The sequence below is a fragment of the Microcella frigidaquae genome (genome assembly GCF_014200395.1).
In the GTDB taxonomy this organism is placed as follows: domain Bacteria; phylum Actinomycetota; class Actinomycetes; order Actinomycetales; family Microbacteriaceae; genus Microcella; species Microcella frigidaquae.
The window spans coordinates 1616358-1643077 of the sequence record NZ_JACHBS010000001.1 but is presented as its reverse complement, the minus strand read 5'-3'; the positions used below and the strand labels follow the sequence as shown (position 1 = coordinate 1643077).

Below are 26720 nucleotides of genomic sequence, written 5' to 3'. Positions count from 1 at the left end.
ATGAACCTGAGTGCGCCAGGTCAGGCGGCCCCGGGAGGCTCCGCCGAGGGCGAACGGGGCGAGACCGTGCGGGTCGTGAGCGACGGGGTCGACGGCTACGGGGTGGACGACTGCCGGGTCGACGGCGCCGCGACGGCGCCGATGAGAGCGCGCCAGCGCTCGAGCGCGCGAGCCGGGCCCGCCTCGCACGCCCAGGCGAGCGCGGCCCGCGATCGCTCGGCGAGCAGGGCCGGGTCGCCGAGGTGCTCGGCGATCGCCTCGGCGAGCGCCGCGACATCGCCCGACGGCACAAGTCGGCCCGAGACGCCGTCCGTGATCATCTCGGCCGGCCCGTAGGCGATGTCGTACGCGACCGCCGGGCAGCCTCGCGCCATCGCCTCGGCGATCACCAGCGACTGGCCCTCGTACGCGCTGGTCAGCACCATGACCGCCGCCGTCCGCGCCTCCTCGGCGGCACCGTCGCGGTGCCCGTGCAGCGTGATCGAGCCGGTGAGTCCGAGCTCGGCGATGCGCTGCTCGAGCGCCGGGCGCAGCGGACCCTCTCCGTAGACATCGAGCCGAGCACCGGGGTGCCGCTCGACCACGAGCGCCCACGCCTCGACCAGCTGGTCGAGGCGCTTCACCGGCGCCAGCCGCGCGATCGTGATCGCCCGCAGCGGGTCGCGACCCCCCGCACCGGCCGTCGCGTCGGCGGGCACCAGGGCAGGGTGCGGGATCACCCAGCCGGGCGCCTCCTCGCGCCCGCGACGCCGCACCACGTCCGCCCGCTGCCGCTCGGTCAGCCAGACGACCGCGTCGTAGCGCGGCAGGGTGTCGAGCCAGCCCTCCCACACCGGGTCCATCGGGCTGTCCCAGGCGTGCGGGGCCAGCGTGTGCGCGCTGTGCACCGTGTGCACGACGGGCAGGCCCGGGATGCCCGCGAGCAGCTCGCCGACCTGGCGCGCCTCGGCGATCGCGACGACGGGGAGCCGCGGCTCCGCATCCCGCGCCTCGCGCACCACCTCGCCCCACCACGCGCGGTACAGCCCCCGGAAGCCGTCGAGAGTGCCGAGCGGCGCGCCGCGCTCATCGAACACCGGGATGCGGACGGCGGCGCGCCACCAGTCGGGGCGCTGCAGGTACGGAAGCCGGAAGAGCGGCCGGCCCTGCTCGTCGAAGAAGTCGGTGTGGACGACGGCGCCGGCTGCATCACGCACCAGCTGACGCCAGGGCCGGCCGTGCCCGTCGAGCTCGAGCGGGTCGGGATGGAGCGCCTCGGCATCAAGCAGGGCGGGCGCCGGTGCAGGCGCGGTGGCGGAATCGAGTGCCGCCCCGCGCAGAATCTCCGGGCGGTGCCGCACCTCCTGCAGCAGGTTGCGCAGCTCGGTGCGCTCGTCGGCGAGGCCGATCTGCACGAACCCCTCGCGGTCGGCCGTGTTGTCAGGGATCAGATCGACGGTGAGCAGCGTGACCGGGAACCCGCCGTCGGCGAGCATGCGGGCACGCTGCAGGGTGGCGATCGTGGAGCCGCCGTCCATGCCGGGGCGCAGACGACTGGTCGCGATCAGGAGGCGGGCGAGCGGCACGGCGCCAGCCTACTGAGGGCGTCCGCCCGGGGCGCCCTCGCGGGCAGCGGCGCGCGAGGCGGTGACCGTGAACTTCGCCGTGCGGGCCAGCTGCCGGGTCGGGCCGACGAGGCGCTCCAGCGCGGGCCGGTAGTCGAGGTGGCTGTTCCAGACCGCGCGCAGCTCGCCGCCCGGGCGCAGCACGCGCGCCGCCTCGGCGAAGAGCCGTAGGGCGAGCCCGGTGTGCACCGCGGCGCCCACGTGGAACGGCGGGTTGAGCACGACCAGGTCGGCGCTCGCGTCGGGCTGCCGCGCGAGACCGTCGTCGTGCACCGCATGGATGCGCACGCCGTTGGCCTCGGCGGTGAGGCTCGCGCTGGCGACGGCGATCGCCGACACGTCGCTCGCGATCACCCGGGCCCCGGGGGTGCGACGGGCGAGCGCGCTGGCGAGCAGCCCCGACCCGCACGCCAGGTCGATCGCGGTCGTGAACGGAGAGAGGGTGTCGAAGGTCGCCAGCAGCGCCCGGGTGCCGATATCGACGGATGCTCCCGCGAAAACGCCCGGCAGCGCGACCACGTGCAGCGCGTGTTCGGGGTCGTACCCCCGCGCGGGCTCGAGGGGCTGGCGTCGGATCGGCCCGCGTGCCGTCAGCAGCCGCGCCTTCCCCCGAGCGAGCGACACGTCGACGCGGGCGAAGCTGCCCCGGAGCACCTCGTTCTGGGCCGGCGTCATGTGCTTGACCATGTTGCCGGCGATGAGCACGGCGTCGTCGGTCGCCCGCGCGGCGAGGAGGCGGGCGACGGCGTCGAGGCGGGCGAGCGAGCGCGGCAGGCGGAGCAGCAGGAGCCCAGCATCCGTCGCCACCGTGTCGAGTTCGTGATGATCGATCGGGGCCGCGGGGGCGAGGCGCGCGGCGTTGCGCTCGAGCGCGTTCCGGGCGACGAGGGAGTCCTGATGCACGCGGACCACCGAGGTGCCGAGAGTGAGGGCTCCGAGGGCGAGTGCTCCGTGCGTGTCATCGATGACGGCGACCGGCCGGTCGGGAGCACCCTCGATCACCGTCGTCGCGGTGTCGAGCAGGTAGCGGTCTGCGGCATCCCAGGCGCGCAGCTCGGGCGCCTCGAGGTCGGGAGCGCGGCGCAGGGCAGCGAGCGTCGCCTCGAGGGGGGCGGAGCTCACCGGGTCGGGCACCCGGCCAGCCTAGGTGCGCGCGAGCAGGTCGGCGACGCGCTGCTGCAGCTCGCCTGACCGGAAGGGCTTGATGATGAAGTCGTCGACTCCGGCGGCGAAGGCCGCGTCGATGTCGCTCTGCTGGGCCCGCGCGGTCAGCATGAGCACGCGAGTGCGGCTGGCCTCGGGATGAGCACGTAGTGCGGTGCAGACCTCCAGTCCGCTCAACCCCGGCATCATCCAATCGAGGAGGAGAAGTTCGGGACGGTGTTCGAGAGCCTTCCTCAGGCCCTCGTCGCCGTCCGCGGCGGTGATCACGTCGTAGCCCTCGCGCTCGAGTCGAGTCGCGATGAGCGCGAGAATATCTGGCTCATCCTCACACACGAGTACGCGCGCCACGCCACCCTCCCCGATCGCTTCGCTGGGTCTAGTCTCAGCCGTGTGAACTCGGTTCGTCAACGCGACCAGCTGCACCACGACGCGGCTGTGCTCAGCGTGGTCAGCCTCATCCAGCGCCTGCGGGATGCCCCGCGACCGGTGTACCTGGGCGTCATCATCGGCCTCGCCACGGTGACGTTCGCGCTCGGCCTCGCCGCCCTCTACCTCACGCCCGCGGGAGGAACGGCGGCGATCTGGTGGCCCGCGGCCGGCACGAGCGCTCTCCTCGCGCTGCTGTACCGCGGTCCGCGCTGGCAGGTCTTCGTGCTCGTCGCCATCGTTGCGGCGGGCTCGAACCTGTTCATCGGGCGCCCACCGGTCTTCGCGCTCTGGGCCATGATCATCCTCGTCGCCGAGCTGCTGGTCTTCCTGCTCGTGCTCGGACCCCAGGGCCGGGGCGCCCTGCTCTCCACCACTCTCGGGTTGCTCCGCTTCATCGCCGCGAGCATCGCCGCGGCGACGACCGTCGGCCTGATCGGAGCGGCCTCCTTCGTGCTGCTCGTCGGTGCCGACCCGCTGCTGACCTTCGCCTCCCTGGTGCCCTCGCACCTCTCTGCGCTGCTCCTGATCGTGCCACTGGTGCTCGTCCCGATGCCCCGCGGGCTCTCGAAGCAACGGGTCGAGCTCGTCATCCAGGCCGCTCTCACGGGAACGGTCACCCTCCTCGTGTTCGCCCCCTTCCAGAGTGAAGCAATCGGCGCGCTCCTGTTCCCGTTCTTCGGCTGGGCGGCTGTTCGCTTTCCCCCGATCGTGGCGACGGCAGAGCTCGTGGTGCTGGGGGCCGTCGGTTCGGTTCTCACCGTGCTGGGCGGCGGCCCTTATGCGCATGAAGGACCCGGACTCCCTGCGGCGCTGCTCGTGCAGGTGTACCTCCTGTCGATCGCCATCACGATCCAGTTCATCATCACGGTGCGCAGCGAGCGGGCCGAGCTGCGCGCCGAGAACCTGCGCCGAGCATCACTCTTGCGCGGGGGGTTCGTCGGCTCGCAGCTGGGCTCGACCTTCGCGCGCGTGCTGCCCAGCGGCGATGTCCGGATCGTCAAAGCGAACGCGATGGCGGAGTCATTCATCGACCCGACCTGGTTCGACCCCTTCGTCGCCGCCTGGCTCGAGAGCGGCACCGATGACGTGAGCACCGAGGTCCTGCTCGACGACGGCCGTACGCTGCAGGTCTATGGGCGCCGCCTGCCCGCCGAGGACAGCGACGACGTGCTCGGCATCCAACTCGTGGACATCAGTGACTTCGTCGCCGCTCAGACCGCGATGGCGCACGCCGTCGAACGGGAGCGACGAGTCGCCGATGAGTTGCGTGCCCTCGCGCAGCAGAAGGATGACTTCGTCTCCTCCGTCAGTCACGAGCTTCGCACGCCGATCACGAGCATCGTCGGTTTTGCCGAGGAGCTCGACGAGACGGCGACAGCGCGGCAGAAGGAGTTCACGACGATCATCCTGCGCAACGCGAACCGTCTCGGGGCGATGGTCGAGGAGTTGCTCGAACTCGGCCGGATGACCGCGCGGAACCCTGCGCACGAGCGCGGAACCATCGAACTGTCCACCATCGCCGCCGAGGCCGTCGCCGACCAGTCGCCGTCGGCGCGCGACCGGGGGGTGACCATCGAGCTGGTCTCACCCGCCGAACCGTCGCTGGTGACCGGCAACGCCACCACGTTCGGCCGGATCGCCACCAACCTCGTGGCGAACGCGATCAAGTTCACCCCCGCAGGGGGTCATGTTCGCGTGTCGATCGCCGGTGACGCAACGGAGGTGCATCTCGCGGTCGACGACTCCGGCCCCGGAATATCCGAGGAGGATGCCCCGCGCGTGTTCGAGAGGTTCTTCCGCTCGGCCGACCCCCAGAAGCTGCAGGCGCCCGGCACCGGCCTGGGCCTGTCGATCGTGCGGGCGCTCGTTGACCTGCTGGACGGCACCATCGGGGTCGAACGCTCCGATCTGGGCGGCGCACGGCTGCTCGTGGTGCTGCCGCGCGCGACCGCGGGTGAGCCGAGTGAGGCGCAGGAGCAGCCGGCCGGCTAGATGTAACGACCCGGGACGTTGTGAACGTGTGAAGTAGCGAAGACCTCCGGAACGATGTGGGTATCTGACAACTCTCATCGAGACCGGAGGTCTTCGTGGTTCACGCTAATGCCGATCTGACACCGAAAGGGCGTCTGCGTGTCGCTCGCGCCGTCGTCATCGACGGGTGGAGTCTTGCTCGAGTCGGGGAGCGGTTTCAATGCTCGCCAGCAACAGCGAAGAAGTGGGCCGATCGATATCGAGCAGGCCAGCCGATGACCGACCGCAGCTCGCGACCCCGTCACTCGCCCCGACGCCTCAGTCAGCGCACGGAGCGACGGATCATTGCGTTGCGATTCACGCGCCGCTGGGATGCGCGTCGGATCGCGTGGCATCTGGGGCTCAACCCCTCGACGGTCGGTCGAGTGCTGGCCCGCTATCGAATGCCTCGGCTGTCGCACCTGGACCGCAACACCGGCTTGCCGATTCGGAAGCAGCAACCGGTCCGGTTCGAAGCGGCTGCCCCTGGGGACATCGTCCACGTTGACATCAAGAAGCTCGGTCGTATCCCGGACGGTGGAGGGTGGCATGTTCATGGTCGCGGGTCACCCCAAGACCGTCGTGCCGGTGCTGCCCGGGATCGCGCTGCCCGACGCGGAGCCTCGTCATCGCGCGGCTACACGTTCCTGCATCACGCCGTCGATGGATGCACAAGGTTGGCCTATTCCGAAGAACTTCCGGATGAGCGCAAAGAGACCGCGGCCGCGTTCTGGGTTCGTGCTCGCCAGTTCTTCGCCGATGCCGGCTTCGAGGTCAAGGCGGTCATGACCGATAACGGCGCCTGCTACCGATCCCGTGACTTCGCCGCCGCTGTCGGACAGGCCCGACACATCCGCACCCGCCCCTATCGACCGCAAACTAACGGCAAGGTCGAGCGCTTCAACCGCACACTGGCCGCCGAGTGGGCTTACGCAGCGAACTACACCTCGAACGAGGCCCGATCAGCGACCTATGCTGACTGGCTCGAGGAATACAATCGCCGACGACCCCACAGCGCCCTCGACGGTCACACGCCCGCTTGCCGCGTTCACAACCTCACGGGTCGTTACAGCTAGAACTCGGTGACGAACCGGGCGCGGCATGCCTACCCGCGGCGCAGGGGTCGCCAGACGACGAGCTGGTTCGGCTTCTGCACGCGCGTGCCGGCCTTGATCGACACGACCTCGCCCTCGACTCCGGCGGCGAAGACGCGGCGACCGGGGCGGGTGAGCAGCTCGTCGGCGAGCGCCGTCTCGAGCTCGCGCACCCGGGCGCGCAGTGCGACGACCTCGTTCTCGAGCTCGAGGATGCGCCGGATGCCCTCGAGGTTGAGCCCCTCGGCGCTGAGCCGCGCGATCTCGCGCAGCTGCACGACGTCGCGCATCGAGTAGCGCCGGCTCTGGCCAGCCGTGCGGGTGGGCGAGACCAGCCCGAGCCGGTCGTACTGCCGGAGCGTCTGCGGGTGCATGCCCGCGAGCTCGGCCGCGACGGCGATCGCGAAGATCGGGCTGTTCTCGTCCATGGCCGTCATCCCTGCGCGCGCGCGATCAGCTCGTCACGGGGGTTCTCGTCGGGCAGCGCCGCGGCGAACTGCTCGAGCTTCTTGGCGGCGTCGGCGCTGAGGCGCGAGGGCACAACCACCTGCACGGTGGCGAGCAGGTCGCCGGTGCCCTTGGCGGTGGTGACTCCGCGACCCTTGACGCGCAGCACGCGACCGCTGGGCGTGCCAGCGGCGACCTTCAGCTTGACGGTCTCGCCGCCGAGCGTCGGCACCTCGATGGTGGCACCGAGAGCGGCCTCGACGAACGTGACGGGAACATCCAGTCGCAGATTCAGGCCGTCGCGCGTGAACACGGGATGCGGGCGCACCTGCACCGTCAGCACCAGGTCGCCGGCCTCGCCGCCGTCGGGGCTCGGCTCACCCTTGCCACGCAGCCGGATCTTCTGCCCGTCGGCCACACCGGCGGGGATCTTCACCTGGATCGGCTTGCCCCCGCCCGGGCGCTCGAGCTTCACGGTGTCGCCGCGCACGGCGGTCATGAAGTCGAGGGCCACGGTCGCGACGTGATCGCGACCCTTCGTGGGGCCCCCGAACCGTCGACCGCCGCCCGGGGCGCCGCCGCCGAACAGCCCGCCGAAGATGTCGCCGAGGTCGCCCGGCGTCGCGCCGCGGCGAGCGCCGCCCGGCGGGTAGCCCCCGCCGAACATCCCGCCGAAGACGTCCTCGAAGCCGCCCGGCGCACCGCCGGCCGTGAAGCGCGCTCCCGAGCCCATGGCCCGCAGCTGGTCGTACTCGGCCCGCTGCTGGGGGTCGGAGAGCACGGCGTGCGCCTCGCTGATCTCCTTGAACCGCGCTTCAGCCTTCGGGTCGCCCGGGTTCGCGTCGGGGTGGTACTGCCGGGCGAGCTTGCGGTAGGCCTTCTTCAGCTCGGCATCCGAGACGTCCTTGCTGACGCCGAGCACGGCGTAGAAGTCTTTCTCGAACCAGTCCTGGCTCGCCATGCCGCCTCCTAGCCCTGCGGAACTGCGACCGCGACCTTCGCCGGCCGCACCAGCCGCTCGCCCAGAGCCCACCCGATCTCGACGACGTCGGCCACGGTCTGCTCGGTGGCGTCAGGGCTGGGCAGCTGGGCGATGGCCTCGTGGATGCTCGGGTCGAACACCTCGCCCACCGCACCGACCCGGCGCAGGCCGTAGCGCTCGAAGGCCTGCTGCAGCTTCTGCGCGACGAGCTCGAGGGGGCTGCCCTCGAGGTCGCCGTGCGCGGCGGCGCGGTCGAGGTCATCGATCGCGGGCAGCAGCGACCGCACGACCTCGGCGATGACCGCCTCGCGGTTCGCCTGCCGGTCGCGCTCCACCCGGGTGCGGAAGTTCGCCAGCTCGGCCTCGGCGCGGGCAGCGCGGTCGCGGTACTCCTCGATCTCGCGCTGCCCGGCCTCGGAGAGGATGTGGTCGATGTCGGCGTCGAGGCTCGACGCGTCGTCGAGCGCGGGCTCCGCATCCGACGCGCCGTCGGCCGGCCCCTCGGCGGGCGCCGCGGCGGCCGACTCGTCGTCGACCGCGCGCGGCTCGCCCGTCTCGGGGTCGATGCGGCGCTTGTCCTTGACGACGGGCTCGTGCTCGTCGTCGTCGCGCTTCTTCGCCATGACTACTTCGCGTCCTTGTCCGCGGAGTCGCCGGTGTTCGGGGAGTCCTCATCCTCGACGATCTCAGCGTCGACGACGTCCTCGTCCGCGGCGGCCGGGGTCTGCTGGTCGGCCGAGGGGGTCGGGTCCATCTGCGACGCGGCGTAGATCGCCTCGCCCAGCTTGGTCTGCGAGGCGTTGAGGGCGTCGAAGGCGGTCTTCACCGCGGCGTCGTCCTCACCGGCGAGCGCAGCCTTGAGAGCGTCGACGTCGGCCTGCACCTCGCCCTTGACGTCGTCGGGCAGCTTGTCCTCGTTCTCCTTGATGAGCTTCTCGATCGAGTAGACGAGCTGCTCGGAGTTGTTGCGGATCTCGGCCTTCTCGCGACGCTCCTTGTCTTCGGCAGCGTGCTCCTCGGCCTCGCGCACCATGCGCTCGATGTCCTCCTTCGCGAGCGACGAGCCGCCCGTGATGGTCATCGACTGCTCCTTGCCGGTGCCCTTGTCCTTCGCCGAGACGTGCACGATGCCGTTCGCGTCGATGTCGAAGGTGACCTCGATCTGCGGGATGCCCCGCGGAGCGGGAGCGATGCCCGTGAGCTCGAAGGTGCCAAGGTTCTTGTTGTCGCGCGTGAACTCGCGCTCGCCCTGGAAGACCTGGATGGCGACCGAGGGCTGGTTGTCGTCGGCCGTCGTGAAGGTCTCGCTGCGCTTGGTCGGAATGGCCGTGTTGCGCTCGATGAGCTTGGTCATGATGCCGCCCTTGGTCTCGATGCCGAGGCTCAGGGGGGTGACGTCGATGAGCAGAACATCCTTGCGCTCGCCCTTCAGCACCCCGGCCTGCAGGGCCGCGCCCACGGCGACGACCTCGTCGGGGTTGACGCCCTTGTTGGGCTCGCGGCCGCCGGTCAGCTTCTTGACGAGCTCGGTGACGGCGGGCATGCGGGTCGAGCCGCCGACGAGCACGACGTGCGCGATGTCGCCGACCTTGACGCCGGCCTCGCGGATGACGTCCTCGAAGGGCTTCTTGGTGCGCTCGAGCAGGTCGCTCGTGAGCTCCTCGAACTTGGCGCGGGTGAGGGTCTCGTCGAGGTTGGCGGGGCCGTTCTCGGTCAGCGACAGGTAGGGCAGCTGGATGCTCGTCGAGGTCGAGCTCGAGAGCTCCTTCTTCGCCTGCTCCGCAGCCTCCTTGAGACGCTGCTTGGCGATCTTGTCGTTGCTGACGTCGACGCCGGTGGTCTCCTTGAAGCGCTGGATCAGGTACGAGACGACGCGGTCGTCCCAGTCGTCACCGCCGAGGCGGTTGTCGCCCGCGGTGGCCTTCACCTGGATGGTGCTGAAGTCTTCGTCTTTGCCCACCTCGAGCAGGCTGACATCGAAGGTGCCGCCACCGAGGTCGAAGACGAGGATCAGCTCGTCCTCCTTGCCCTTGTCGAGCCCGTAGGCGAGGGCCGCCGCGGTCGGCTCGTTGATGATGCGCAGCACGTTGAGGCCCGCGATCTCGCCGGCCTCCTTGGTGGCCTGGCGCTCGGCGTCGTTGAAGTAGGCGGGCACGGTGATGACGGCGTCGGTGACGCTCTCGCCCAGGTACTGCTCCGCATCCCGCTTCAGCTTCGCGAGGATGCGCGCGCTGATCTCCTGCGGGGTGTACTTCTTGCCGTCGATCTCCTTCTTCCAGTCGGTGCCCATGTGGCGCTTGACGCTCGCGATGGTCCGGTCGACGTTGGTGACGGCCTGGCGCTTCGCGGTCTCGCCGACGAGCACCTCGCCGTCTTTCGTGAACGCGACGACCGAGGGTGTGGTGCGGAAGCCCTCGGCGTTGGTGATGACGGTGGGCTCGCCGCCCTCGAGAACGGAGACGACGGAGTTGGTGGTTCCGAGGTCGATGCCGACGGCACGGGCCATGGTGGTGCTCCTTCCGGTAATGGGTGTGAAGCGTGCGTGCGCGAAAGGTTGAGTCGCGCTGTATCAAGTTTGAGATTCCGGATGCGGGCTGTCAAGTCGAGCGGCAAAAACCTGCGTCGCTCTGGCTCAACTCTCAGGGTCGCCCCGCTGGCGCCCGGCGAACCCTGGCGCCCGGCGAAATCGACACCGATTCGCGCTACCCGCCGTTCACCCCTGCGAGATAGCGTGAGCGCATGACTGACAAGCAGGCGGACGACGAGGTCGGCCAGGTCCCGGTTCCCCCCACGATCGCTCGTACCGGAGCGGTCGCTGCCGTTCCCTCGGAACTCGACGACAAGGTCGTTCCCCGCAAACAAGTGTGGTCGTGGGCTCTGTGGGACTGGGCGACCCAACCCTTCAACACCGTCATCCTCACTTTCGTCTTCGCTGCGCTCTACCTGACGAGCGAATCATTCATTGACCCCGAGATCGTCGCGCTCGGCGAAGACGATCCTGCCTTCAGAAGCGCGCTCGACCAGCTTGCGGCTGGCATCGGATTCGCCGGCCTTATCGCCGGCATCCTGATCGCGCTCGTGGCACCCGTACTCGGACAGCGGGCGGACGCTGCTGGGAATCGCAAGCTGTGGCTGGGAATCGGCACGGGCCTGCTCGTCCTGTCGACCGCTGGGTTGTACTTCGTCGAGGCTGCACCCGCCTGGTTCTGGCTTGGCGCATCTCTCATCGCCGCTGGCTCGGTCTTCAGCGAGATCGCGGGCGTCAACTACAACGCCATGCTCAACCAAGTCTCCACGCCGAGAACGGTCGGCAGGGTGAGCGGACTCGGGTGGGGCTTCGGGTACCTCGGCGGCATCATCGCGATGGTCATCGTGGTCATCGCCGACTCGTTCGACTTCTTCGGACTCCCCGCGGAGAATGGTCTTCCCTTCCGCGTTATCGCGCTCGGCTGTGCCATCTGGATCGTCCTGTTCTCAATCCCGATCTTCCTCAACGTTCCCGAAGTGCCGCCGGCGCCCGGTCGAGAGCGCGTGAGCTTCTTCCGCTCGTATGCCGTTCTCGTCAAGGACATTGGTCGGCTCTACCGCGAGAGCCGCCAGACGTTCTGGTTCCTTCTCGCCGCTGCTGTCTACCGCGACGGCCTCGCCGGTGTTTTCGCATTCGGCGCGATTCTCGCCGCAGTCGCTTTCGGGTTCTCCGACACTGAGGTGATCATCTTTGGCATCGCCGCGAACCTCGTCGCGGGTGTGTCAACGATTGCCGCCGGGCGCATGGATGACCGATTCGGTGCGCGAACCGTGATCCTGGCCGCACTCGGCGGACTCGTGATCGCCGGCCTTCTGGTCTTCTTGCTCGCGCCCCTCGGCACGATCGTGTTCTGGATCTTCGGCCTCGCTCTGACGATCTTCGTCGGGCCTGTGCAAGCAGCGAGTCGTTCGTTGCTTGCGCGCGTGACCCCGCCTGGCCGCGAGGGCGAGATCTTCGGGCTCTATGCGACGACCGGGCGCGCAGCGAGCTTCCTGTCACCGGCGCTCTGGGCTCTCTTCATCACGCTCTTCGGAGCCACGATCTTCGGCGTACTCGGCATCGTGGTGATCTTGGCGGTCGGATTCGTGCTGATGCTGTTTGTCAAGCCGGGAGAGCACGCGAAGATCGCTTGAGAGAGCCCCGCCTGGGGATGAACAGTGCGGACGCACTTAGTCGGAGCGGGACCCTGCCACGAAGCGGGCCAGCAGTGCGGCGAGCTGGGCGCGCTCCTCGGCGGTGAACCCCTCGAGCGAGCGCTCGACCGCGGCTCGCCGGTCGCGGCGGCGCTCGTCGAGCACGGCGCGGCCGGCGTCGGTGAGCGTCACGAGCGTGCGCCGCGCGTCAGCCGGGTCGGTCGCGCGCGCGACGAGCCCCCGTGCCGCGCAGTCGGCGATGACGCGGCTGGCCCGCGGCTGGTCGACGCCGATCGCGGCGGCGAGGTCGCTCACGCTCGCCCCATCGCCCAGGCGGTCGAGCTGCGACAGCAGGCGGTAGCGCGCCATCGTCGAGAAGGGATGCTCGTGCCGACCGCGCCCGTGCCACGGGTGTTCTCGCGGCTCCGGCTTCGGGCGGACCCGCGGGCCCGAGCGGCGCAGCTCGGCGATCGCGCGCTCGATGGCCGCGACCGGGTCGGCGGCGGGGTCGGGCTCGATGCGGTCGGCGGCGGGAGGCGGAGCATCCATGGATGTCACGGTACATCGATCGCGCAGGGCGAACGGCGCGAGGTTGCATCCCGGGGGAATACATGTCATGGTGCATTAGTTGCACAGTGACATATAACCTGTCTGAAGGAGACACCATGACCACCGACACCACCAACGACACCCCGCAGCCCGAGAACACTCCCCGCCGCGAGGCCACGCCGCGCACCTGGCTGGGCCGCATCGCCCGCCGGAAGCGGATGCTCGCCCGCGAGCAGTGGCGCCGCCTCGACGACGTCGCGCGCGAGGGGATCAGCGACGAAGACTACGCCACGACGATGGCGACCCTCGAGGCCATGGCCCGCAACCTGGGCTGGGACGAGAGCCAGGCTGGGGATGAGGCTCGCGGGCACGGCGGGCATCACGGGCGCTGGCATGGGCAGGGGCGCGGCCACGGCCACGGCCACAAAGGCCACCACGGGCACGGGCATCACGGTCGCTGCGCCGAGCGTGCCACAGTGGAGGCATGACCCCCGCGCTGACGCCGCCTGCCCCGCAGCCCTCGACCGCCGAGAAGGCCGCGGCCCTCGCCGCCCTGCACGTGCCGGGTGATCCGCTCATCGTCGTGAACGTGTGGGACGCCATGACGGCCCGCATCGTCGCCCGCACCCACGGGGTGCGGGCGCTCGCGACGGCGAGTCACTCGGTCGCCTATGCCCTCGGCGTGGAGGACGGCGAGGGCATGACCGTCGACCAGGCGCTCGACGCGGCGGGCCGCATCACCGCCGCGACCGCACTGCCGGTGAGCGTCGACTTCGAGCGGGGATACGCCCCGGATGCCGCCGGCGTTCAGGCGAATGTCGCACGGCTCATCGAGCGCGGCGGCGCCGGGCTCAACCTCGAAGACTCCCTGGCAGGCGCGACCGGGCCGCGGCGCCCCCTCGCGGAGGCCGCGGCCCGCGTGGCCGCCGCGCGCGCCGCGGCCGAGGCGGCCGCCGTTCCGCTCGCCATCAACGCGCGCACCGACACCCTGGCCGCCCAGCCAGACGCCTGGGCCGAGGCGATCGACCGGGCGAATGCCTACGTCGACGCGGGCGCGACGAGCATCTTCATGCTGGGCCTCACCACCGAGCAGCTCGTCGCCGATGCGGTCGCGGCGGTGCGTGCGCCGATCGCGGTGTTCGCCCGGCCGGGCGGCATCCCGCTCGCCCGCCTGGCCGAGCTCGGCGTCGGGCGCATCTCGTTCGGCCCGCAGTTGCTCGGCCTCACCCTCGCGCACCTCGCCCGCGCGGCCGAGCAGCTCACCGCGCGCGGCGAGTACCCGGCTGAGCTCGGCTACCGTTACGAGCTGTGAGCACCGCGCAGCCGCACGACCGCGACCCCGACCGCGACACTGACACCGACCCCGATCGCACCGCGGCCGGCTGGCAGCCCCTGCTCGAGCGACCCGGCTACGAGCAGTGGTGGGACGGCTCGGCGTGGCGCGGGCGCGCCCATCGCGAGCCCGAGCCCTTCTCGGCGTTCACGCCCGAGCTCACCCGCGCTCTGCGGCCCGGCCCGAACCGCGCGGCCCATGTCGCCCGCGCGGGCATCGCGGCGATCCTGCTCGGCTTCGGCCTGCAGACGCTCGTCGCGACGAACACCCTCACCCTCCCGGGGGTGCCGCAGATCGCGCTGGTGGTCGTGGCGCTCGTGATCTCGGCCGTCATCGGTATTGGCACCGCGGTGGCCGCGAGCCTCGCGCTGCGGGTCGCTCCGCGGCTCGGCGGTCGAGCGATCGCGTCGCTCGCCCTCGGCGTGAGCATCCTGCTCGGGCTCGCCCCGGTGCTGCTGCTCGTGGCGATCGGTCTCGCCGGCGGCGTCTGAGCCCCGCGACCCGGCGCCGGGGCGTCAGCGGTTGATCGCCCAGTAGATCATCAGCATCGTGACGATCGCGCCCGCGATGAAGTTGAGCAGCAGGAAGCGCTTCCACCCGCGGTTGGCCGTCTCGGCCGTCTCGTCGGTGATCATCCAGAACCGCGCGGTGATCGCCACATAGGGCAGCGCGGCCGCGATCGCGAGCGGGCCCGGCCAATCGGTGCCTAGCACGAGCACGCCAGCGAGCGCATAGGCCGCGACCGAGAGCCGGGTCGTGAGCCGCGCACCGAGCACGGTCGCGATCGACGCGAGGCCGCCCTCGCGGTCGGCGATGACGTCCTGCACCGCCCCGAAGGCGTGTGAGGCCATGCCCCACAGGAAGAACGCGACGAGGATCAGCCAGAGCGCCGGGGTCCACGTCACACCCGCGAGCACGAGGCCGTACACCGCGGGGCTCACGAAGTGCGTCGACGAGGTGATCGAGTCGAGCACCGGCTTCTCCTTGAAGCGCAGGCCCTTCGCCGAGTAGGCGATGACCGCGAACACGCTGACCGCGAGCACGAGCCACGACAACGGCGACCCGAGCACCACGAGCACCACGAGGAACGGCACGTTCGAGATCACCGCCGCCCACAGCGTGGTGCGGTGGATGCTCGGATCGAGCAGCGCGCCCTCCACGCCGCCCTTGCGCGGGTTGCGCAGGTCGCTCTCGTAGTCGAAGACGTCGTTGATGCCGTACATCGCGAGGTTGTACGGAATCAGGAAGTAGAGGGTGCCGACCCAGAACGCGAGGTCGAGGCGCCCGGTCGTCAGCAGGTACGCCGCGGCGAACGGGAAGGCGGTGTTGATCCAGCTCAGGGGGCGCGAGCTGACGAGCAGCTGACCGAGGGTCCTCACGGCTCCCCATCATGCTGGGTCGGCGCGCGCCGCAGCAGCTCCCACACCGAGGGCAGCAGCACGAGCGCGGCGACCGTGTACGCGAAGTCCTCGATCGGCGCGATGCCGATGCGCACCCCGCTGATGAAGCTGTCGTCGTAGGCGACGATGCCGGTGCCGATGATCACGTTGTCGAAGATCGCGGTGAGGGTCAGCATGAGGATCGCCGCGAGGCCGACGGCCTTCCAGCGCGGCGAGCGCCGGGCGAGCACCGCCGCGACGGCGACCACACCGACGACAGCCAGGAACGGCGCGTTGAGCAGCAGGTACGTCATGCGCCCGCCTCCGCATCCGTCGCCGCCGCGGCACCGGCAGGGCCGCCGGATGACCGGCGCGCGGCCCGCCGATCGAGCAGGTCGCCGGCCGCCGTGTACGCGATCATCGTGTTGTAGCAGAGCAGCGTGAGGAAGAAGACCTCCTCGAGCGGAAGCTCCGGCCCGACCAGCACCCCCGTCATGAAGTCGGTGACTCCGCGGAAGAAGATGCCGAGCACGATGCCCCCGACATCCCAGATCAGGAAGAAGATCACCCCGAGCGGCAGCACGATCGCCGCGCGACGGGCGTCGCGCCAGAAGAACAGTCGGAACCGCCGATCGAGCACCATCATGCCGGTGATCGAGATCAGCAGCGCGCCCAGATAGGCGAAGTTGACCAGTTCCACGGCGCCTCCGGGCTCAGGCGGCGGCCGGAGCGCCGGAGCGCACGGTCGGCTCGAGCGGCTCGGGCAGAGCCTCGGTCGAGGTGTCGCCCCGCAGGCGCTTGACGAGGATCTCGGCGCTGATGAGGCACATCGGCAGGCCGATGCCGGGGATCGTCGAGCCCCCCGCGTAGTAGAGGCCCTTCACCTTCTTCGAGACGTTGCCGGCCCGGAAGAACGCGCTCTGCGAGAGGATGTGCGCCGGCCCGAGCGCGGTGCCGCGCCAGGCGTTGAGGTCGTCGTTGAAGTTGCCGGGGCCGTAGGTGCGCCGAACGACGATGCGATCAGCGAGGTCGGGAATCTTCGCCCAGTCGGCGATCTGCGCGATGATGCGGTCGGCGTAGACCTCCAGCGGGGTGTCGCCGTCGCCGTCGACGTCGCCGCGGCCGAAGCTCAGGTGCGGCGGGGCCGGCACGAGCACGAAGACGTTCTCGTGGCCCTCGGGCGCGACCGAGGGGTCGACGCCGCTCGGCTTGCAGATGTAGAGCGAGGCCGGGTCGGGCAGCGCCGGCTGCGGGCCGAAGATCGCCTCGAAGTTCTCGCGCCAGTTCGCGGTGAACAGCAGCGTGTGGTGCTCGAGCTGCGGCAGCTCGCCCTTCACGCCGAGGTACAGCAGAATCGCGCTGGGGCCGGCGGTCTTCTTGTCCCAGTACTCCTGTGGGTAGGTCTGCAGCTCGCGCGGCAGCAGCTGCGTCTCGCTGTGGTGCAGGTCGGCCGCCGAGACCACGATGTCGGCCTCGATGGCCGTGCCGTCAGCCAGCTCGACCCCGGTGACCTGCTTCGAAGTCGGGTCGACGACGATGCGCGCGACGGGCGAGGCGGTGCGGATGCTCACCCCCTGCTGCTCGGTGACCGCAGCGATGCGCTCGATCAGCTTCGTGAAGCCGCCCATCGGGTAGAGCACGCCGTCGGTCATGTCGAGGTGCGACATGAGGTGGTACATCGCCGGCGTGAGGAAGGGCGACGAGCCGAGGAAGACCGCGGGGTAGCCCAGGATCTGCCGCAGGCGCAGGTCGCGGAAGCGGCGCCCGACGTAGTCGTCGAGGCTCTGGAAGAGCATCTTCACGAGCTTCGCCGAGCGCTTCAGCACGTCGCCGCGCAGCAGCGGGCCGTACGAGGCGAAGCTCGTGTAGAGGAAGCGCTTCTTGGCCATCTCGTAGGTGTCGACCGCCGAATCGAGGTAGCGCTCGAGCTTCGCTCCGGCGCCCGGCTCGATCGACTCGAACAGCGCGATGTTCTCCTCGCGCGAGGCGGCGATGTCGGTCGGGGTGTCGAAGCCCTGCGTGATGACCCGGTAGCCGGGGTCGAGCTGCACGAGCTCGAGCTGCTCGGCGGCGCTCGTGCCGCACAGCTTGAAGAAGTGGTCGAAGACCTCCGGCATGAGGTACCACGAGGGGCCCATATCGAACCGGAAGCCGTCCTTCTCCCACGATCCGGCGCGGCCACCCAGCTCGTCGCGCTTCTCGACGAGGGTCACCTCGTGCCCGTCGCGGGCGAGCAGGGCGGCGCTCGAGAGACCGGCGATGCCTCCGCCGATGACGACGACGCGGCTCATGATCAGGCTCCGATCGATGCAGGGCGCGCAGCGCTGGTGCGAGCGGCGCGCGGGCGGGGGGTGCGGCCGGCGAGGGCGCCGAGGGCGATGCGGGCCTTCACCGGGTCGGGCACGCGGACGCGGGCGCGGATGAGCTCGGTCGCCGGGGTGCGGCGCAGGCGCACCGACAGCTCGGCGAAGAGGCCCTGGGCGAGCGCGACGGCGCGGCGGCTTCCCTTGGGCAGGTCGGGGATCACCGCGGCGGAGGTGCGCAGATCGGCGTCGATGTCGTCGAGCAGCCGCACCTTGTCCTCCTCCGTGAACGAATCGACGTTGACCCCCGGGAAGTAGCTGCGCCCGAGCGTCTCGAAGTCGGCCGAGAGGTCGCGCAGGAAATTCACCTTCTGGAAGGCGGCTCCGAGCGCGCGTGCCCCGGCGACCATGCGCTCATTCTGCTCGGCGCTCATGTCGACACCCTGAACGAACGCCCGCAGGCACATGAGCCCGACGACTTCCGCCGAGCCGTAGACGTAGCGGTCGAAGCTCTGCTGGTCGTGCTCGGTGTCGGTGAGGTCCATGCGCATCGAGTGGAAGAACGGCTCGGTGAGCTCCTCCCCGAAGCCGACCTCGCGCGCCGTGCGGGCGAAGGCGTGCACGACGAGGTTGGTCGAGTAGCCCGACTGCATGGCCGCGTTCGTCTCCGCCTCGAACTCGTTCAGATACCGCGCCGCGTGCACCGCGTCGAGACCGGCCTCGGCGACCCCGCCGTCGACGATCTCGTCAGCGACCCGCACGAGCGCGTAGATGTTCTCGACGTGCTGCCGCACCGCCGGCTCGAGCAGGCGCGAGGCGAGCCCGAAGGAGGTCGAGTAGCGGCGGATGACCACCGCGGCGGTCTCGTCGGCGACGCGGTCGTACAGGCTCAAGCGATTCATCGCACCCGTTTCAGCACGGTCTCGGCGACAGGATGGAGCTCGTCGCGCAGGGAGGCGGGAATGTGGGGTTCGGCGAGCCGGGCCAGCGCACGGTTGGCGTAGCCCCGGGCCAGATCGTCGGCGAAGGCGCGGGCGCCGCACGCGATGAGGAGCGAGCGCGCCTCGTCCGCCTCGTCGAGACTCAGATCGACCTTGCCGATGAGGTCGCAGAGCCGGGCCCAGGCCGGGGTCGAGCAGGCGAAGGCGATCATGACGGTGCGCTTGCCCTCGCGCAGGTCACCGATGGTCGTCTTGCCCGTCGCCTCCTCCTCGCCGAAGACGCCGAGCACGTCGTCGACGATCTGGTACGCGATGCCGATCTCACGACCGAAGTCGCCGAGCGTGCGCACCGTGTCCTCGCTCGCTCCGGCGAGGATCGCCCCCGCCTGCAGCGGCGTCTCGAACGAGTAGACCGCGGTCTTGAGACGCTCCATCGTGACGATGTCGTCGACGAGCGGCATGTCGGGGTCGATCGAGAAGTCGACGTCGATGAGCTCGCCTGCCGCGCTCGCGAACATGGCCTCGTCGAGAACATCCAGCAGGCGCTCGCGCATGGGCGAGCCCACGCCGCTGCGGTCGATCAGGCGGTAGGCGTTGAAGAGGGCGAGGTCGCCCGCGATGACGGCCGCCGAGACCCCGCGGTGCTCGGCGATATCGACCGCCACGCCGCGGTCGACGGCGTGGTCGCGGTAGGCGCCCGAGATGTTCGGGATGCCCCTCCGCACGAAATCGCGATCGATCACGTCGTCGTGCACGATGAGGGCGGTGTGCAGCAGCTCGAAGCTCGCGCCGACGTAGGCGGCCGCATCCATGTCGGTGCCCCCGAGACCCGCGTAGGCGGCCATGACCATGCGCGGCCGGAACCGCTTGCCGCCCTGCGTGTTGCGCTCGAGCAGGCCCCAGAGGTGCTCGTAGTGCGCGCCCAGGGGGGCGGCCCGCTTCTTGGATAGGCTGAAGAAGCGCTCCAGCACAGCGTCGACCATCGCCGCCCGCGACCCCGCGACCGTCGAATGATCGTTCCTACTCACCCGAGCAGACTACCCCGGCCCATGAGCGAAACCCCCGAAACCGTCGTCCTGCTCGCCGATGACGGCACCGTGATCGGCGAGGCGCCGAAGGCGACCGTCCACACGGCAGACACTCCCCTGCATCTGGCGTTCTCGTGCCACGTGTTCGATCCGCAGGGGCGGGTTCTGGTGACCCGCCGGGCCCTGAGCAAGAAGACCTGGCCCGGAGTCTGGACCAACTCGTTCTGCGGGCACCCCGCCCCGGGGGAGGACACGGTGGAGGCGATCGCACGCCGTGCCGAGCGGGAACTGGGTCTGGCGCTCACCGACGTCCGCGTCGCACTGCCCGACTTCCGATACCGCGCCATCGACGCCTCCGGGGTCGTCGAGAACGAGGTCTGCCCGGTCTACACCGCTCGCGCGTCCGACGACCCGCGGCCGGCCGCCGACGAGGTCGCCGAATGGGCCTGGCTCGACCCGGTCGAGCTGCGGTCGGCCGTCGCTGCGGCGCCCTTCGCCTTCAGCCCCTGGCTGGGCTGGCAGCTGGCGGCCTGGCAGGGCGGCTACACCGCGGAGTCGACCGGCAGCTGAAGCGCCGCGGTCGGCGGCGGCGTCCGGGGGATGCGAACCGTGACCGTCGTGCCGCGAACGCCGTCCGAACTCAGGGCGACCGTCCCCCCGATCCGGCCTTCCATCAGGCTGCGGACGATCGGCAGCCCGAGGCCGGTCCCCGGCACTGCGCGATGCGCGGGCGACTGCACCCGGTAGAAGCGACTCCAGATCGCCTCCTGCTCCTCCAGCGGGATGCCCGGCCCCTCATCGGTGATGGTGATCTGAACATCAGCGGAATGGCCGGTCACCACGACGGAGACCGCGCCGCCCGCAGGACTGAACTTGATGGCATTCGAGAGGATGTTCGAGCAGACCCGCACGATGTCCTGCTCGACCGCTTCCACCAGCACGGGGTGCTCAGCGCCGACGAGTTCGACGTGCACCTGGCGGTCGGCCGGCACGATGCCGACGGTGTCCTCGATGCAGTGCCGCAGCAGACGCGCGAGGTCGACCGTCTCCGCCGTACGGCTGCTCGCGCGCTGGGTGCTCAGGCGGCTGAGCTCCAGCACATCCTCGATGACATCGGCGAGACGTCGGGCGTTGCGGTAGATCACCTGGCCCGCTTGCTTCACCTCCGGATCCGGGTCGCCCTCGAGCAGGGTCTCCGAGAACCCGATGATGCTCGTCACGGGCGTGCGCAGCTCGTGGCTGACGGCGGAGATGAAGTCGTCCTTCTGCTGGTTGAGGCGTCGGAGATCCTCCGCGACCCGCTGCGCGTCGCGCTCGCGATCGGCCAGGGCCTCGGTCGTGGCCGTCCAGTCGTGGGCTTGCCCGGCGACGAAGACGCCGGCGGCGGCGTGAGTCATGATGAACAGCTGGAGGGCGATGATCGCCCCGCGGAAGTCATGGTCGACGAGCTCGGCGAACGGCCCGACGTTGACCGAGGTCGCAAGGGTGGCGACGAAGGCGAGAAGGATCGTCTGGATCGCCGGCGCCAGCGGCGGGAGGCGGAACGCCCCCCACATCAGGGTCGTGATGATGAAGAAGGTCAGAGCGAGAGCGGCCGCCGGAGCGAAGACGACGAAGGTCAGGAGCACCAGGGCGATCGACTGCACGATCGGCTCCCACACCGGCGCCCGGAGGGGCACGGTGAGCGGCACGAGGAAGAGCGGCACGATCGCGAAGATCGCGCTCGCGTGGGAGGTGAACAGAGACGGCACGATCACGAGGAGGTCGGCTCCGACGAAGACGGCGGCTGCGCTTCCGGCGAGGACGGCGATCACCGCAGCTCCCATACCGGCCGCCACGAGGAAGCGGCCCGCCTCGGGGAGGGTGACCATGCGCGGGAAGGGGCGATGCCGCGTGAGCCACCAGCACACCACCGCTGCCTCGATTGCGTTGGCAACGCCGTAGGCGGTACTCAGCCCGAGGGGTCGGCCGACACTGTCATTGAGGAGGGTGAAGATGACGGCGACAAGGATCGTGACCCCGAGGCGGCGCCCACGACTGGCCACCACGGCCACGACGGCGAAGGCTGCCGCCGGCCACCAGAGCGCGATGGGAATATCCGGAGTCACGGCGTTGAGGCCGACCCAGGACAACATGACCATGCCCAGGAGGAGAAGGGCGATGACCGCCCGCCGTTGCCATGGGGGCAGGTCGTGGATGCGGGCGGCGATGCCCCGTTCGTCCATGGGTGATCCTCGCTCGGGGAGGCGGTCAGACGACCGTGTGAGCCGATGATACGGCCGGAGCGGCCGCGGGGAGCACCACTTCGACGGTCGTTCCGCCGCCCGGGGTTTCGAGCAGGCGGGCCGACCCGCCGAGCCGCGACTCCAGGAGGGCCTTGACGATCGGGAGGCCGAGCCCGGTACCGGGCACGAGCCGGTGGGACTCGACCGGCGCGCGGGTGAACCGCTCCCAGACCATGTCGCGGAATTCCTCCGGGATGCCCACACCATGATCGATGACGCGCACGATCGCACCCCCGTCGTCCGCGGGAGCGAGCGCCACCTCGATGACCGCGTCGTCGGGCGAGAACTTCACCGCATTGGAGAGGAGATTGGCGCACACCCGCACCAGGTCGCGTTCGCGGGAGCGCACGACCAGCGACGCCGGTGCGTCGTCGGCGACGTCGACCCGAACCCGCCGACCGAGCGCCAGGCCCTGGGCGTCGCCGGCGCACTCGTGGGCCAAACGCACGAGGTCAACGTCGGCGGGCGGGGGAAGCGGGCCACCGAGCGCGCTCAGGCGGCTGAGCTCGAGGACATCCTCGATCACATCGGCGAGGCGGCGGGCGTTGCGGGCGATGATCGAACCCGAGGCCGCGAGCTCGGGCGGCAGCCGACCGTCATCCAGGTCTTCGCTGAAGCCGATGATGCTCGTCACCGGCGTCCGCAGCTCGTGGCTGACCGCAGCGATGAAGTCGTCCTTCTGCGCGTTCAGGCGGCTTAGCTCCTCCGAGAGCTCCCGCGCCTGCCGTTCGCGCTCCTCGCGCTCGGTCACATCGATGATGACGATCGAGATCAGATCGGCGCCGCCCGCCGACCCCGTGCCGGCAAGCACCGCCTCGAAGGCATGCCCCGCCCGCTCGAACTCGACGCGGGTGGTCGCGCCGGCAGCGATCGCAGCGTCGAGGGTGGGGATCGCGTAGGGCGGCAGCTCGCCCTGCAGGATCTCCCGGGCCCGAGGATTGATGGCCACCGGATGCGGCTCATCGAGCGAGCGGTCGAGGATCACGATGCCCGCATCGGCCGTCACGATGCCCTGCCGGAGCGCCTCCTCCTGCGCCTTGAGCCGCCGGATCAGTTGGAACCAGTCGCTGCGCGCCCCCGCGATGAGCAGAGCGCTGGTCGCATAGACGAGGAGGAAGATCTGGATCAGCACGACGGGCGCACGCATGTCATCACTCACCGCGGCGAACGGACCGCCGCCGAGCGTTGTGAGCACAATGACCGCGATCGCCGTGACCGCGAGCTGCAGCGCGGTGACGATGAGCGAGAACCGCAGTGCCGCCCAGAGGAGGGCGACGACCGGCACGAATGCCGTCGGCCAGTCGTTGCCCGGCCAGAAGACCACCGCGACCAGGCCGCCCAGCGCCAGCGACTGCACCGCGACCTCGAGAGCCCGCATCGGGCGGCCGTCGACGAGGGGAACCAGCACGAGCGGCAGCGTCACGAGGGTCGCCGACGCATGAGAGGCGGTGAGTTGAACAGCCGCCTCGACGAACGGCCGCTGCAGGAAGACGGTGGCGACGGCACCCAGAGCCACGCCCGCCCCGATGGCGCCGATGAGCGCCACGACGATGAAGCGCGAGGCCGTGCGCAGAGAGGCGATCCGCAGCGCGGCACCCGCCGGTGCGAGCAGCGCGGCGATCACCATGACCTCGACGCTGTTGCCGAGCCCGAGCAGGAAGGCGAAGAGGGGGTCGCGCCCGGCGAGCAGGTTGCCGCTGCCGGTCGCCAGAGCGACGAGCAGGATGACCACCCACCGTCCGCGGCCGCGCGCGAGCATCCCGGCCATCACCGAGAGCCCGGCCGCGGGCCACCAGGCGGCGAGCAGGGGGTCGGCAACACTGAAGGCGACGGCCAGGTAGGCGGTCGGGACGGTCGCGAGGAGGAGCAGGGCGATCGTCGCGCGCCGGACGTTGTCTGGCAACGAAGCGAGCCGCTGCATGATGCTCACGTCGAACTCCTTCCGCGGACTCGGGCCCGGCATGGTTCGAAAGCGGTGCTGCGTGAGAGACTAGCCGCAGCCGAGGATGATTGGGGGTGTGATGGCTGAGGTGTTGATCGTCGAGGACGAACCCGACGTGCTGCTGCTCTTGGAGAACCGAGTGCGCGCCGCCGGGCACGCGGTCGAGAGCGCCACCGACGGCGAGACCGCCATCGACATCCTGCGCGAACGCCGCCCGGCCGTTATCGTGCTCGACTGGATGATGCCCCGCGTCAGCGGCATCGAGGTTCTCGAGCAGTTGCGGGCCGACGACCCCGACCACGCCGTCAAGGTGCTCATGCTCACCGCGAAGTCGCAGCAGAGCGACATCGACCGTGCGTACTCGGCCGGAGCCGACGACTACATCGTGAAGCCGTTCAGCTCGCGCGACCTCATCGAGCGCATCGCCGCGCTCGTCGAGAAGGAGTAGTCGGCTTCACGAGGGTGCGGGTTAGTGCCCGTCGTTGCCGTGCGGTGGCACCTCGGTGCGGTGGAAGTTCTGCCATGAGCGCGACGCCGTCGGCCCCCGCTGGCCCTGGTAGCGGTTCAGGTAGTCGCCGGTGCCGTACGGATGCTCGGCCGGCGAGCTGAGGCGGAAGAAGCACAGCTGCCCGATCTTCATGCCCGGCCAGAGCATGATCGGCAGCGTTGCCACGTTGCTGAGCTCCAGGGTCACGTGACCGGTGAAGCCCGGATCGATGAAGCCCGCCGTCGAGTGCGTCAGCAGGCCGAGGCGGCCCAACGAGCTCTTGCCCTCGAGCCGCGCCGCCACGTCGTCGGGCAGCGTCACCTGCTCGAGCGTGGCACCCAGGACGAACTCACCCGGGTGCAGGATGAACGGCTCTCCCGGCTTCGCCTCGACCAGTCGGGTCAGCTCAGGCTGATCGAGCGAGGGGTCGATGAACGGGTACTTGTGGTTGTCGAAGAGCCGGAACAGCGAATCGAGCCGCACGTCGACGCTCGAGGGCTGCACCATGGCGAGATCGAGCGGGTCGAGGCCGATGCGGCCGGAAGTCAGCTCGGCCCGGATGTCACGGTCGCTCAGCAGCATGCGGCCAGCCTAGCGAGCGCGTTCGCTACACTGGGGCCGTGGCGCCCCGGTGCCGCATGGGGATGTAGTTCAATGGCAGAACTCCAGCTTCATCACCCCAACTCCACCCCTCCTCTGGCCCAATCCGCCTGAGCCCTGCAATCGCAAGGCTCCAGTGGTGTCTCCGACTTCACTGGAGGCCACTGATGGCACTGCATTCGACGGATTTTCGACGGAGAAACCCCGATTTCGGCCCTGAATCGGCCCTCCGACGTCACCGTTCTGCCTCCAGACGTGCCCGACGTTCTACTCGACCGGAACTGTCTGCACGTCGCGCGCACCTGGGGCGCATGGCACAGCGCACGACCCCCGCCGGCGGCGAGCCGGCACCGCTCGATCCGACCCGGCTCGACCTGACCGCCGACGGCGCACCGATCATGTGGACGGTCGAGGAGACGGCCGCCTTCCTCGGACTCACCCGGCACACCCTCGACGTGTGGAGGTCGAGCAAGGCCGGAGGACCGGTCTACGTCAAGATCGCCGGTAACCGCGTCCGCTACTTCCCCGCGGACGTGCGGGACTGGCTCATCGCCCAGCGACGGGGGTCGTGATGCCCAGGCCCAAGAAGCAGCCGGGCGAGCTCGGCAAGGTCAACATCCAGCAGTACGGCGAGCGATTCCGCGCCGACACCATCATCCGAGACGGCGTAGGGCGTGCGCACCACATCCAAGGGTGGGGCGCGTCTCCCGAGATTGCACATGATGACCTGGAGCGCAAGGCCCACGTCATCTGGGGCGGCGTATTCCAGCAGGTCGACCCTGCGGGGACTATCGAGCAGCTCGCCGTCGAATGGTTGCTGGACCTCCGCAAGAATCGGCAGTGGGACGAGGACGACCCGCAGCCGGGCAAGATCAAGCCGCAGTCGATCGACCGCTACGAGGGGACGCTCCACAGCACCATCAAGCCCCTACTCTGGGAGGTGCGGATCGCCTCGCTGACGCCAGCGCGCATCTACAACTTCCTCCACGAGGTTGCGCGCACGAAGTCGAACCACGAGGCCCTGATGGCCCGCAGCGTGCTCGCCGGGATGTTCGACCTCGCGATCCTGCATGGGGTCGTCGCGCCTGGAGCGAGCCCGGTGCCGTCGATCAAGATGCTCGCCCTCCACCGCCCGGCCTCGAAGCTGATCGTGCTGAGCGACGACGACCTCGCCGTCATCATCCAGCTCGTACTCGCCTGGGAGGAGGACCGCGGGAGCAAGCCCGGGGCGCGACCCGACGTGCGCCTGCTCGCAGATCTGCTCATCCTCACCAACCGACTGACCATCCGGCTCTCCGAAGCGTTGGCGATCAGGCGGGAGGATGTCGTCCTCCGGCCGAACAAGGCCGGCGCATTGACCGAGCACGTCTCCATCAACGGCACGATGACGCATACCAAGGAGAGAGGTCTCTACCGACAGTCCGAGCTGAAGGGAAAGAATCAGGAGCGGCTGATCGAGGTTGCGAGCGACGACGTGCACGCCGTGCTCAAGAGGCGGATGGCTGACTCTCGCGGTGATCTGCTGTTCGTGACGCGAGCCGGGAAGGGAATGTACCCGGAGCGGCCGCAGTCGTTGGCTCGGCAGTTCCGCAAGGCGCACGAGGCTGAGCTCGACGCCCTCGGCGTGCCCCAGGACATGTTCGTCTACCGCTCGATGCGGAAGTCGGCCGCCGCTGCCCTCGGCGCGGACACGGCCCAGGAAGTCCCCGCCCACGAGAGCAAGCGGACCACCACCAGGCACTACACCGGTGCTGAGGAGAAGGTCATCGGCGCCGAGTCGCTCGTTGCGCTGAGCGGATCACTGGAGCGTCGGAGCGTGCCGTCGTAACGAGCCGGCCCAGAGATTGGCCGCCGTCCGGTAGGCTAGGGGACACCTACTCGGGGACGTCGTTCAATGGTAGGACGGCTGCTTCCCAAGCAGCCAACGCGGGTTCGATTCCCGTCGTCCCCTCCATGTGATGTCTCGGGCATGCTCGACGTGG

General features: G+C 69.9%; 27 protein-coding genes and 1 tRNA gene. 11 read left to right on the top strand and 17 right to left on the bottom strand.

What is annotated here, in order from left to right; translation table 11 throughout:
- Nucleotides 1-95 precede the first annotated feature (95 nt).
- From BJ959_RS13010 to BJ959_RS13005, 3 genes are read right to left on the bottom strand one after another with little or no spacing between them, the layout of a single operon-like run.
- Nucleotides 96-1565 (bottom strand): glycosyltransferase, encoded by a 1470-nt coding sequence (locus tag BJ959_RS13010; RefSeq protein WP_183321939.1) that lies wholly within the window; start codon nucleotides 1563-1565, stop codon nucleotides 96-98.
- Nucleotides 1566-1574: 9 nt separating this feature from the next.
- Entirely contained in the window at nucleotides 1575-2738 is a 1164-nt protein-coding gene (locus BJ959_RS08080; protein WP_341799916.1) for a class I SAM-dependent methyltransferase, read from the bottom strand.
- A gap of 9 nt (nucleotides 2739-2747) precedes the next feature.
- A complete protein-coding gene (locus tag BJ959_RS13005; RefSeq protein WP_153982137.1) occupies nucleotides 2748-3116 on the bottom strand; it encodes a response regulator in 369 nt (122 codons plus the stop codon).
- A 42-nt stretch (nucleotides 3117-3158) separates the two neighbouring features.
- On the opposite strand from BJ959_RS13005, the gene BJ959_RS13000 reads away from it, so the two are divergent.
- Together BJ959_RS13000 and BJ959_RS08065 are read left to right on the top strand one after the other, a co-directional pair.
- On the top strand, nucleotides 3159-5189 hold the full coding sequence (locus tag BJ959_RS13000; protein ID WP_153982138.1) for an ATP-binding protein: 2031 nt from the start codon (nucleotides 3159-3161) through the stop codon (nucleotides 5187-5189).
- Between the two features lie 95 nt (nucleotides 5190-5284).
- Nucleotides 5285-6283, top strand: a complete 999-nt coding sequence (locus tag BJ959_RS08065; protein WP_183321938.1) for an IS481 family transposase — start codon at nucleotides 5285-5287, stop codon at nucleotides 6281-6283.
- A 29-nt stretch (nucleotides 6284-6312) separates the two neighbouring features.
- Here the strand turns inward: BJ959_RS08065 and BJ959_RS08060 are convergent, their stop codons facing one another.
- From BJ959_RS08060 to dnaK, 4 genes are read right to left on the bottom strand one after another with little or no spacing between them, the layout of a single operon-like run.
- Nucleotides 6313-6729 (bottom strand): heat shock protein transcriptional repressor HspR, encoded by a 417-nt coding sequence (locus BJ959_RS08060; protein ID WP_153982895.1) that lies wholly within the window; start codon nucleotides 6727-6729, stop codon nucleotides 6313-6315.
- Nucleotides 6730-6734: 5 nt separating this feature from the next.
- Nucleotides 6735-7709 carry a DnaJ C-terminal domain-containing protein gene (locus tag BJ959_RS08055; RefSeq protein ID WP_153982896.1) on the bottom strand — a complete coding sequence of 325 codons (975 nt, stop codon included), beginning with the start codon at nucleotides 7707-7709 and terminating at the stop codon, nucleotides 6735-6737.
- A gap of 8 nt (nucleotides 7710-7717) precedes the next feature.
- Nucleotides 7718-8353, bottom strand: coding sequence for a nucleotide exchange factor GrpE (locus tag BJ959_RS08050; RefSeq protein WP_153982897.1), 636 nt, complete (start codon nucleotides 8351-8353; stop codon nucleotides 7718-7720).
- A 2-nt stretch (nucleotides 8354-8355) separates the two neighbouring features.
- The gene (dnaK, locus tag BJ959_RS08045) at nucleotides 8356-10236 is read right to left on the bottom strand and encodes a molecular chaperone DnaK (protein ID WP_153982898.1); all 1881 of its coding nucleotides are present in this window, start codon (nucleotides 10234-10236) and stop codon (nucleotides 8356-8358) included.
- A 233-nt stretch (nucleotides 10237-10469) separates the two neighbouring features.
- On the opposite strand from dnaK, the gene BJ959_RS08040 reads away from it, so the two are divergent.
- Entirely contained in the window at nucleotides 10470-11891 is a 1422-nt protein-coding gene (locus BJ959_RS08040) for an MFS transporter (protein ID WP_153982899.1), read from the top strand.
- 36 nt (nucleotides 11892-11927) lie between these two features.
- Here the strand turns inward: BJ959_RS08040 and BJ959_RS12675 are convergent, their stop codons facing one another.
- Nucleotides 11928-12440, bottom strand: a complete 513-nt coding sequence (locus BJ959_RS12675; RefSeq protein WP_243739049.1) for a MarR family winged helix-turn-helix transcriptional regulator — start codon at nucleotides 12438-12440, stop codon at nucleotides 11928-11930.
- A 116-nt stretch (nucleotides 12441-12556) separates the two neighbouring features.
- Between BJ959_RS12675 and BJ959_RS08030 the strand changes: the two genes are divergently transcribed.
- From BJ959_RS08030 to BJ959_RS08020, 3 genes are read left to right on the top strand one after another with little or no spacing between them, the layout of a single operon-like run.
- Nucleotides 12557-12928, top strand: coding sequence for a hypothetical protein (locus tag BJ959_RS08030; protein WP_153982900.1), 372 nt, complete (start codon nucleotides 12557-12559; stop codon nucleotides 12926-12928).
- Complete coding sequence (locus BJ959_RS08025; RefSeq protein WP_153982901.1) at nucleotides 12925-13752, top strand: isocitrate lyase/PEP mutase family protein; 828 nt, start codon at nucleotides 12925-12927, stop codon at nucleotides 13750-13752. The genes BJ959_RS08030 and BJ959_RS08025 overlap by 4 nt, the downstream gene beginning before the upstream one ends.
- Nucleotides 13749-14264, top strand: coding sequence for a hypothetical protein (locus BJ959_RS08020; RefSeq protein WP_153982902.1), 516 nt, complete (start codon nucleotides 13749-13751; stop codon nucleotides 14262-14264). Before BJ959_RS08025 ends, BJ959_RS08020 begins: the two co-directional genes overlap by 4 nt.
- 24 nt (nucleotides 14265-14288) lie before the next feature.
- Here BJ959_RS08020 and BJ959_RS08015 read toward each other — a convergent pair whose 3' ends face one another.
- Genes BJ959_RS08015 through BJ959_RS07990 form a run of 6 tightly spaced genes read right to left on the bottom strand, consistent with a single transcriptional unit; the run spans nucleotide 14289 to nucleotide 19424 of the window.
- Nucleotides 14289-15152 (bottom strand): prenyltransferase, encoded by an 864-nt coding sequence (locus BJ959_RS08015; RefSeq protein ID WP_153982903.1) that lies wholly within the window; start codon nucleotides 15150-15152, stop codon nucleotides 14289-14291.
- Nucleotides 15149-15466 carry a lycopene cyclase domain-containing protein gene (locus BJ959_RS08010; RefSeq protein ID WP_153982904.1) on the bottom strand — a complete coding sequence of 106 codons (318 nt, stop codon included), beginning with the start codon at nucleotides 15464-15466 and terminating at the stop codon, nucleotides 15149-15151. Before BJ959_RS08010 ends, BJ959_RS08015 begins: the two co-directional genes overlap by 4 nt.
- Nucleotides 15463-15852, bottom strand: a complete 390-nt coding sequence (locus BJ959_RS08005; protein ID WP_424960757.1) for a lycopene cyclase domain-containing protein — start codon at nucleotides 15850-15852, stop codon at nucleotides 15463-15465. The genes BJ959_RS08010 and BJ959_RS08005 overlap by 4 nt, the downstream gene beginning before the upstream one ends.
- 13 nt (nucleotides 15853-15865) lie before the next feature.
- A complete protein-coding gene (gene crtI, locus BJ959_RS08000; RefSeq protein WP_165879052.1) occupies nucleotides 15866-17443 on the bottom strand; it encodes a phytoene desaturase family protein in 1578 nt (525 codons plus the stop codon).
- Nucleotides 17444-17445: 2 nt separating this feature from the next.
- Nucleotides 17446-18357, bottom strand: coding sequence for a phytoene/squalene synthase family protein (locus BJ959_RS07995; RefSeq protein ID WP_165879053.1), 912 nt, complete (start codon nucleotides 18355-18357; stop codon nucleotides 17446-17448).
- The gene (locus tag BJ959_RS07990; RefSeq protein ID WP_341800045.1) at nucleotides 18354-19424 is read right to left on the bottom strand and encodes a polyprenyl synthetase family protein; all 1071 of its coding nucleotides are present in this window, start codon (nucleotides 19422-19424) and stop codon (nucleotides 18354-18356) included. Before BJ959_RS07990 ends, BJ959_RS07995 begins: the two co-directional genes overlap by 4 nt.
- Nucleotides 19425-19445: 21 nt before the next feature.
- Here BJ959_RS07990 and idi point away from each other — a divergent pair, with 21 nt between their 5' ends.
- On the top strand, nucleotides 19446-19994 hold the full coding sequence (gene idi, locus BJ959_RS07985; RefSeq protein WP_153982905.1) for an isopentenyl-diphosphate Delta-isomerase: 549 nt from the start codon (nucleotides 19446-19448) through the stop codon (nucleotides 19992-19994).
- Here idi and BJ959_RS07980 read toward each other — a convergent pair.
- Nucleotides 19967-21649 (bottom strand): sensor histidine kinase, encoded by a 1683-nt coding sequence (locus BJ959_RS07980; RefSeq protein WP_153982906.1) that lies wholly within the window; start codon nucleotides 21647-21649, stop codon nucleotides 19967-19969. The two genes, idi and BJ959_RS07980, sit on opposite strands and share 28 nt — an antisense overlap.
- Nucleotides 21650-21674: 25 nt before the next feature.
- Nucleotides 21675-23630: an ATP-binding protein gene (locus BJ959_RS07975; protein ID WP_243739051.1), complete on the bottom strand. Its 1956-nt coding sequence runs from the start codon at nucleotides 23628-23630 to the stop codon at nucleotides 21675-21677.
- 100 nt (nucleotides 23631-23730) lie between these two features.
- Between BJ959_RS07975 and BJ959_RS07970 the strand changes: the two genes are divergently transcribed.
- On the top strand, nucleotides 23731-24099 hold the full coding sequence (locus BJ959_RS07970) for a response regulator transcription factor (RefSeq protein ID WP_153982908.1): 369 nt from the start codon (nucleotides 23731-23733) through the stop codon (nucleotides 24097-24099).
- Between the two features lie 21 nt (nucleotides 24100-24120).
- Here the strand turns inward: BJ959_RS07970 and dcd are convergent, their stop codons facing one another.
- Nucleotides 24121-24720 carry a dCTP deaminase gene (gene dcd, locus BJ959_RS07965; RefSeq protein WP_153982909.1) on the bottom strand — a complete coding sequence of 200 codons (600 nt, stop codon included), beginning with the start codon at nucleotides 24718-24720 and terminating at the stop codon, nucleotides 24121-24123.
- A 329-nt stretch (nucleotides 24721-25049) separates the two neighbouring features.
- On the opposite strand from dcd, the gene BJ959_RS07960 reads away from it, so the two are divergent.
- The 3 genes from BJ959_RS07960 (at nucleotide 25050) to BJ959_RS07950 (ending at nucleotide 26692) form a co-directional block, all read left to right on the top strand.
- Nucleotides 25050-25310, top strand: coding sequence for a helix-turn-helix transcriptional regulator (locus tag BJ959_RS07960; protein ID WP_207949344.1), 261 nt, complete (start codon nucleotides 25050-25052; stop codon nucleotides 25308-25310).
- Nucleotides 25310-26566 carry a hypothetical protein gene (locus BJ959_RS07955; RefSeq protein WP_153982910.1) on the top strand — a complete coding sequence of 419 codons (1257 nt, stop codon included), beginning with the start codon at nucleotides 25310-25312 and terminating at the stop codon, nucleotides 26564-26566. The genes BJ959_RS07960 and BJ959_RS07955 overlap by 1 nt, the downstream gene beginning before the upstream one ends.
- Before the next feature lie 52 nt (nucleotides 26567-26618).
- Nucleotides 26619-26692: transfer RNA gene (locus BJ959_RS07950), tRNA-Gly, on the top strand.
- Nucleotides 26693-26720 lie beyond the last annotated feature (28 nt).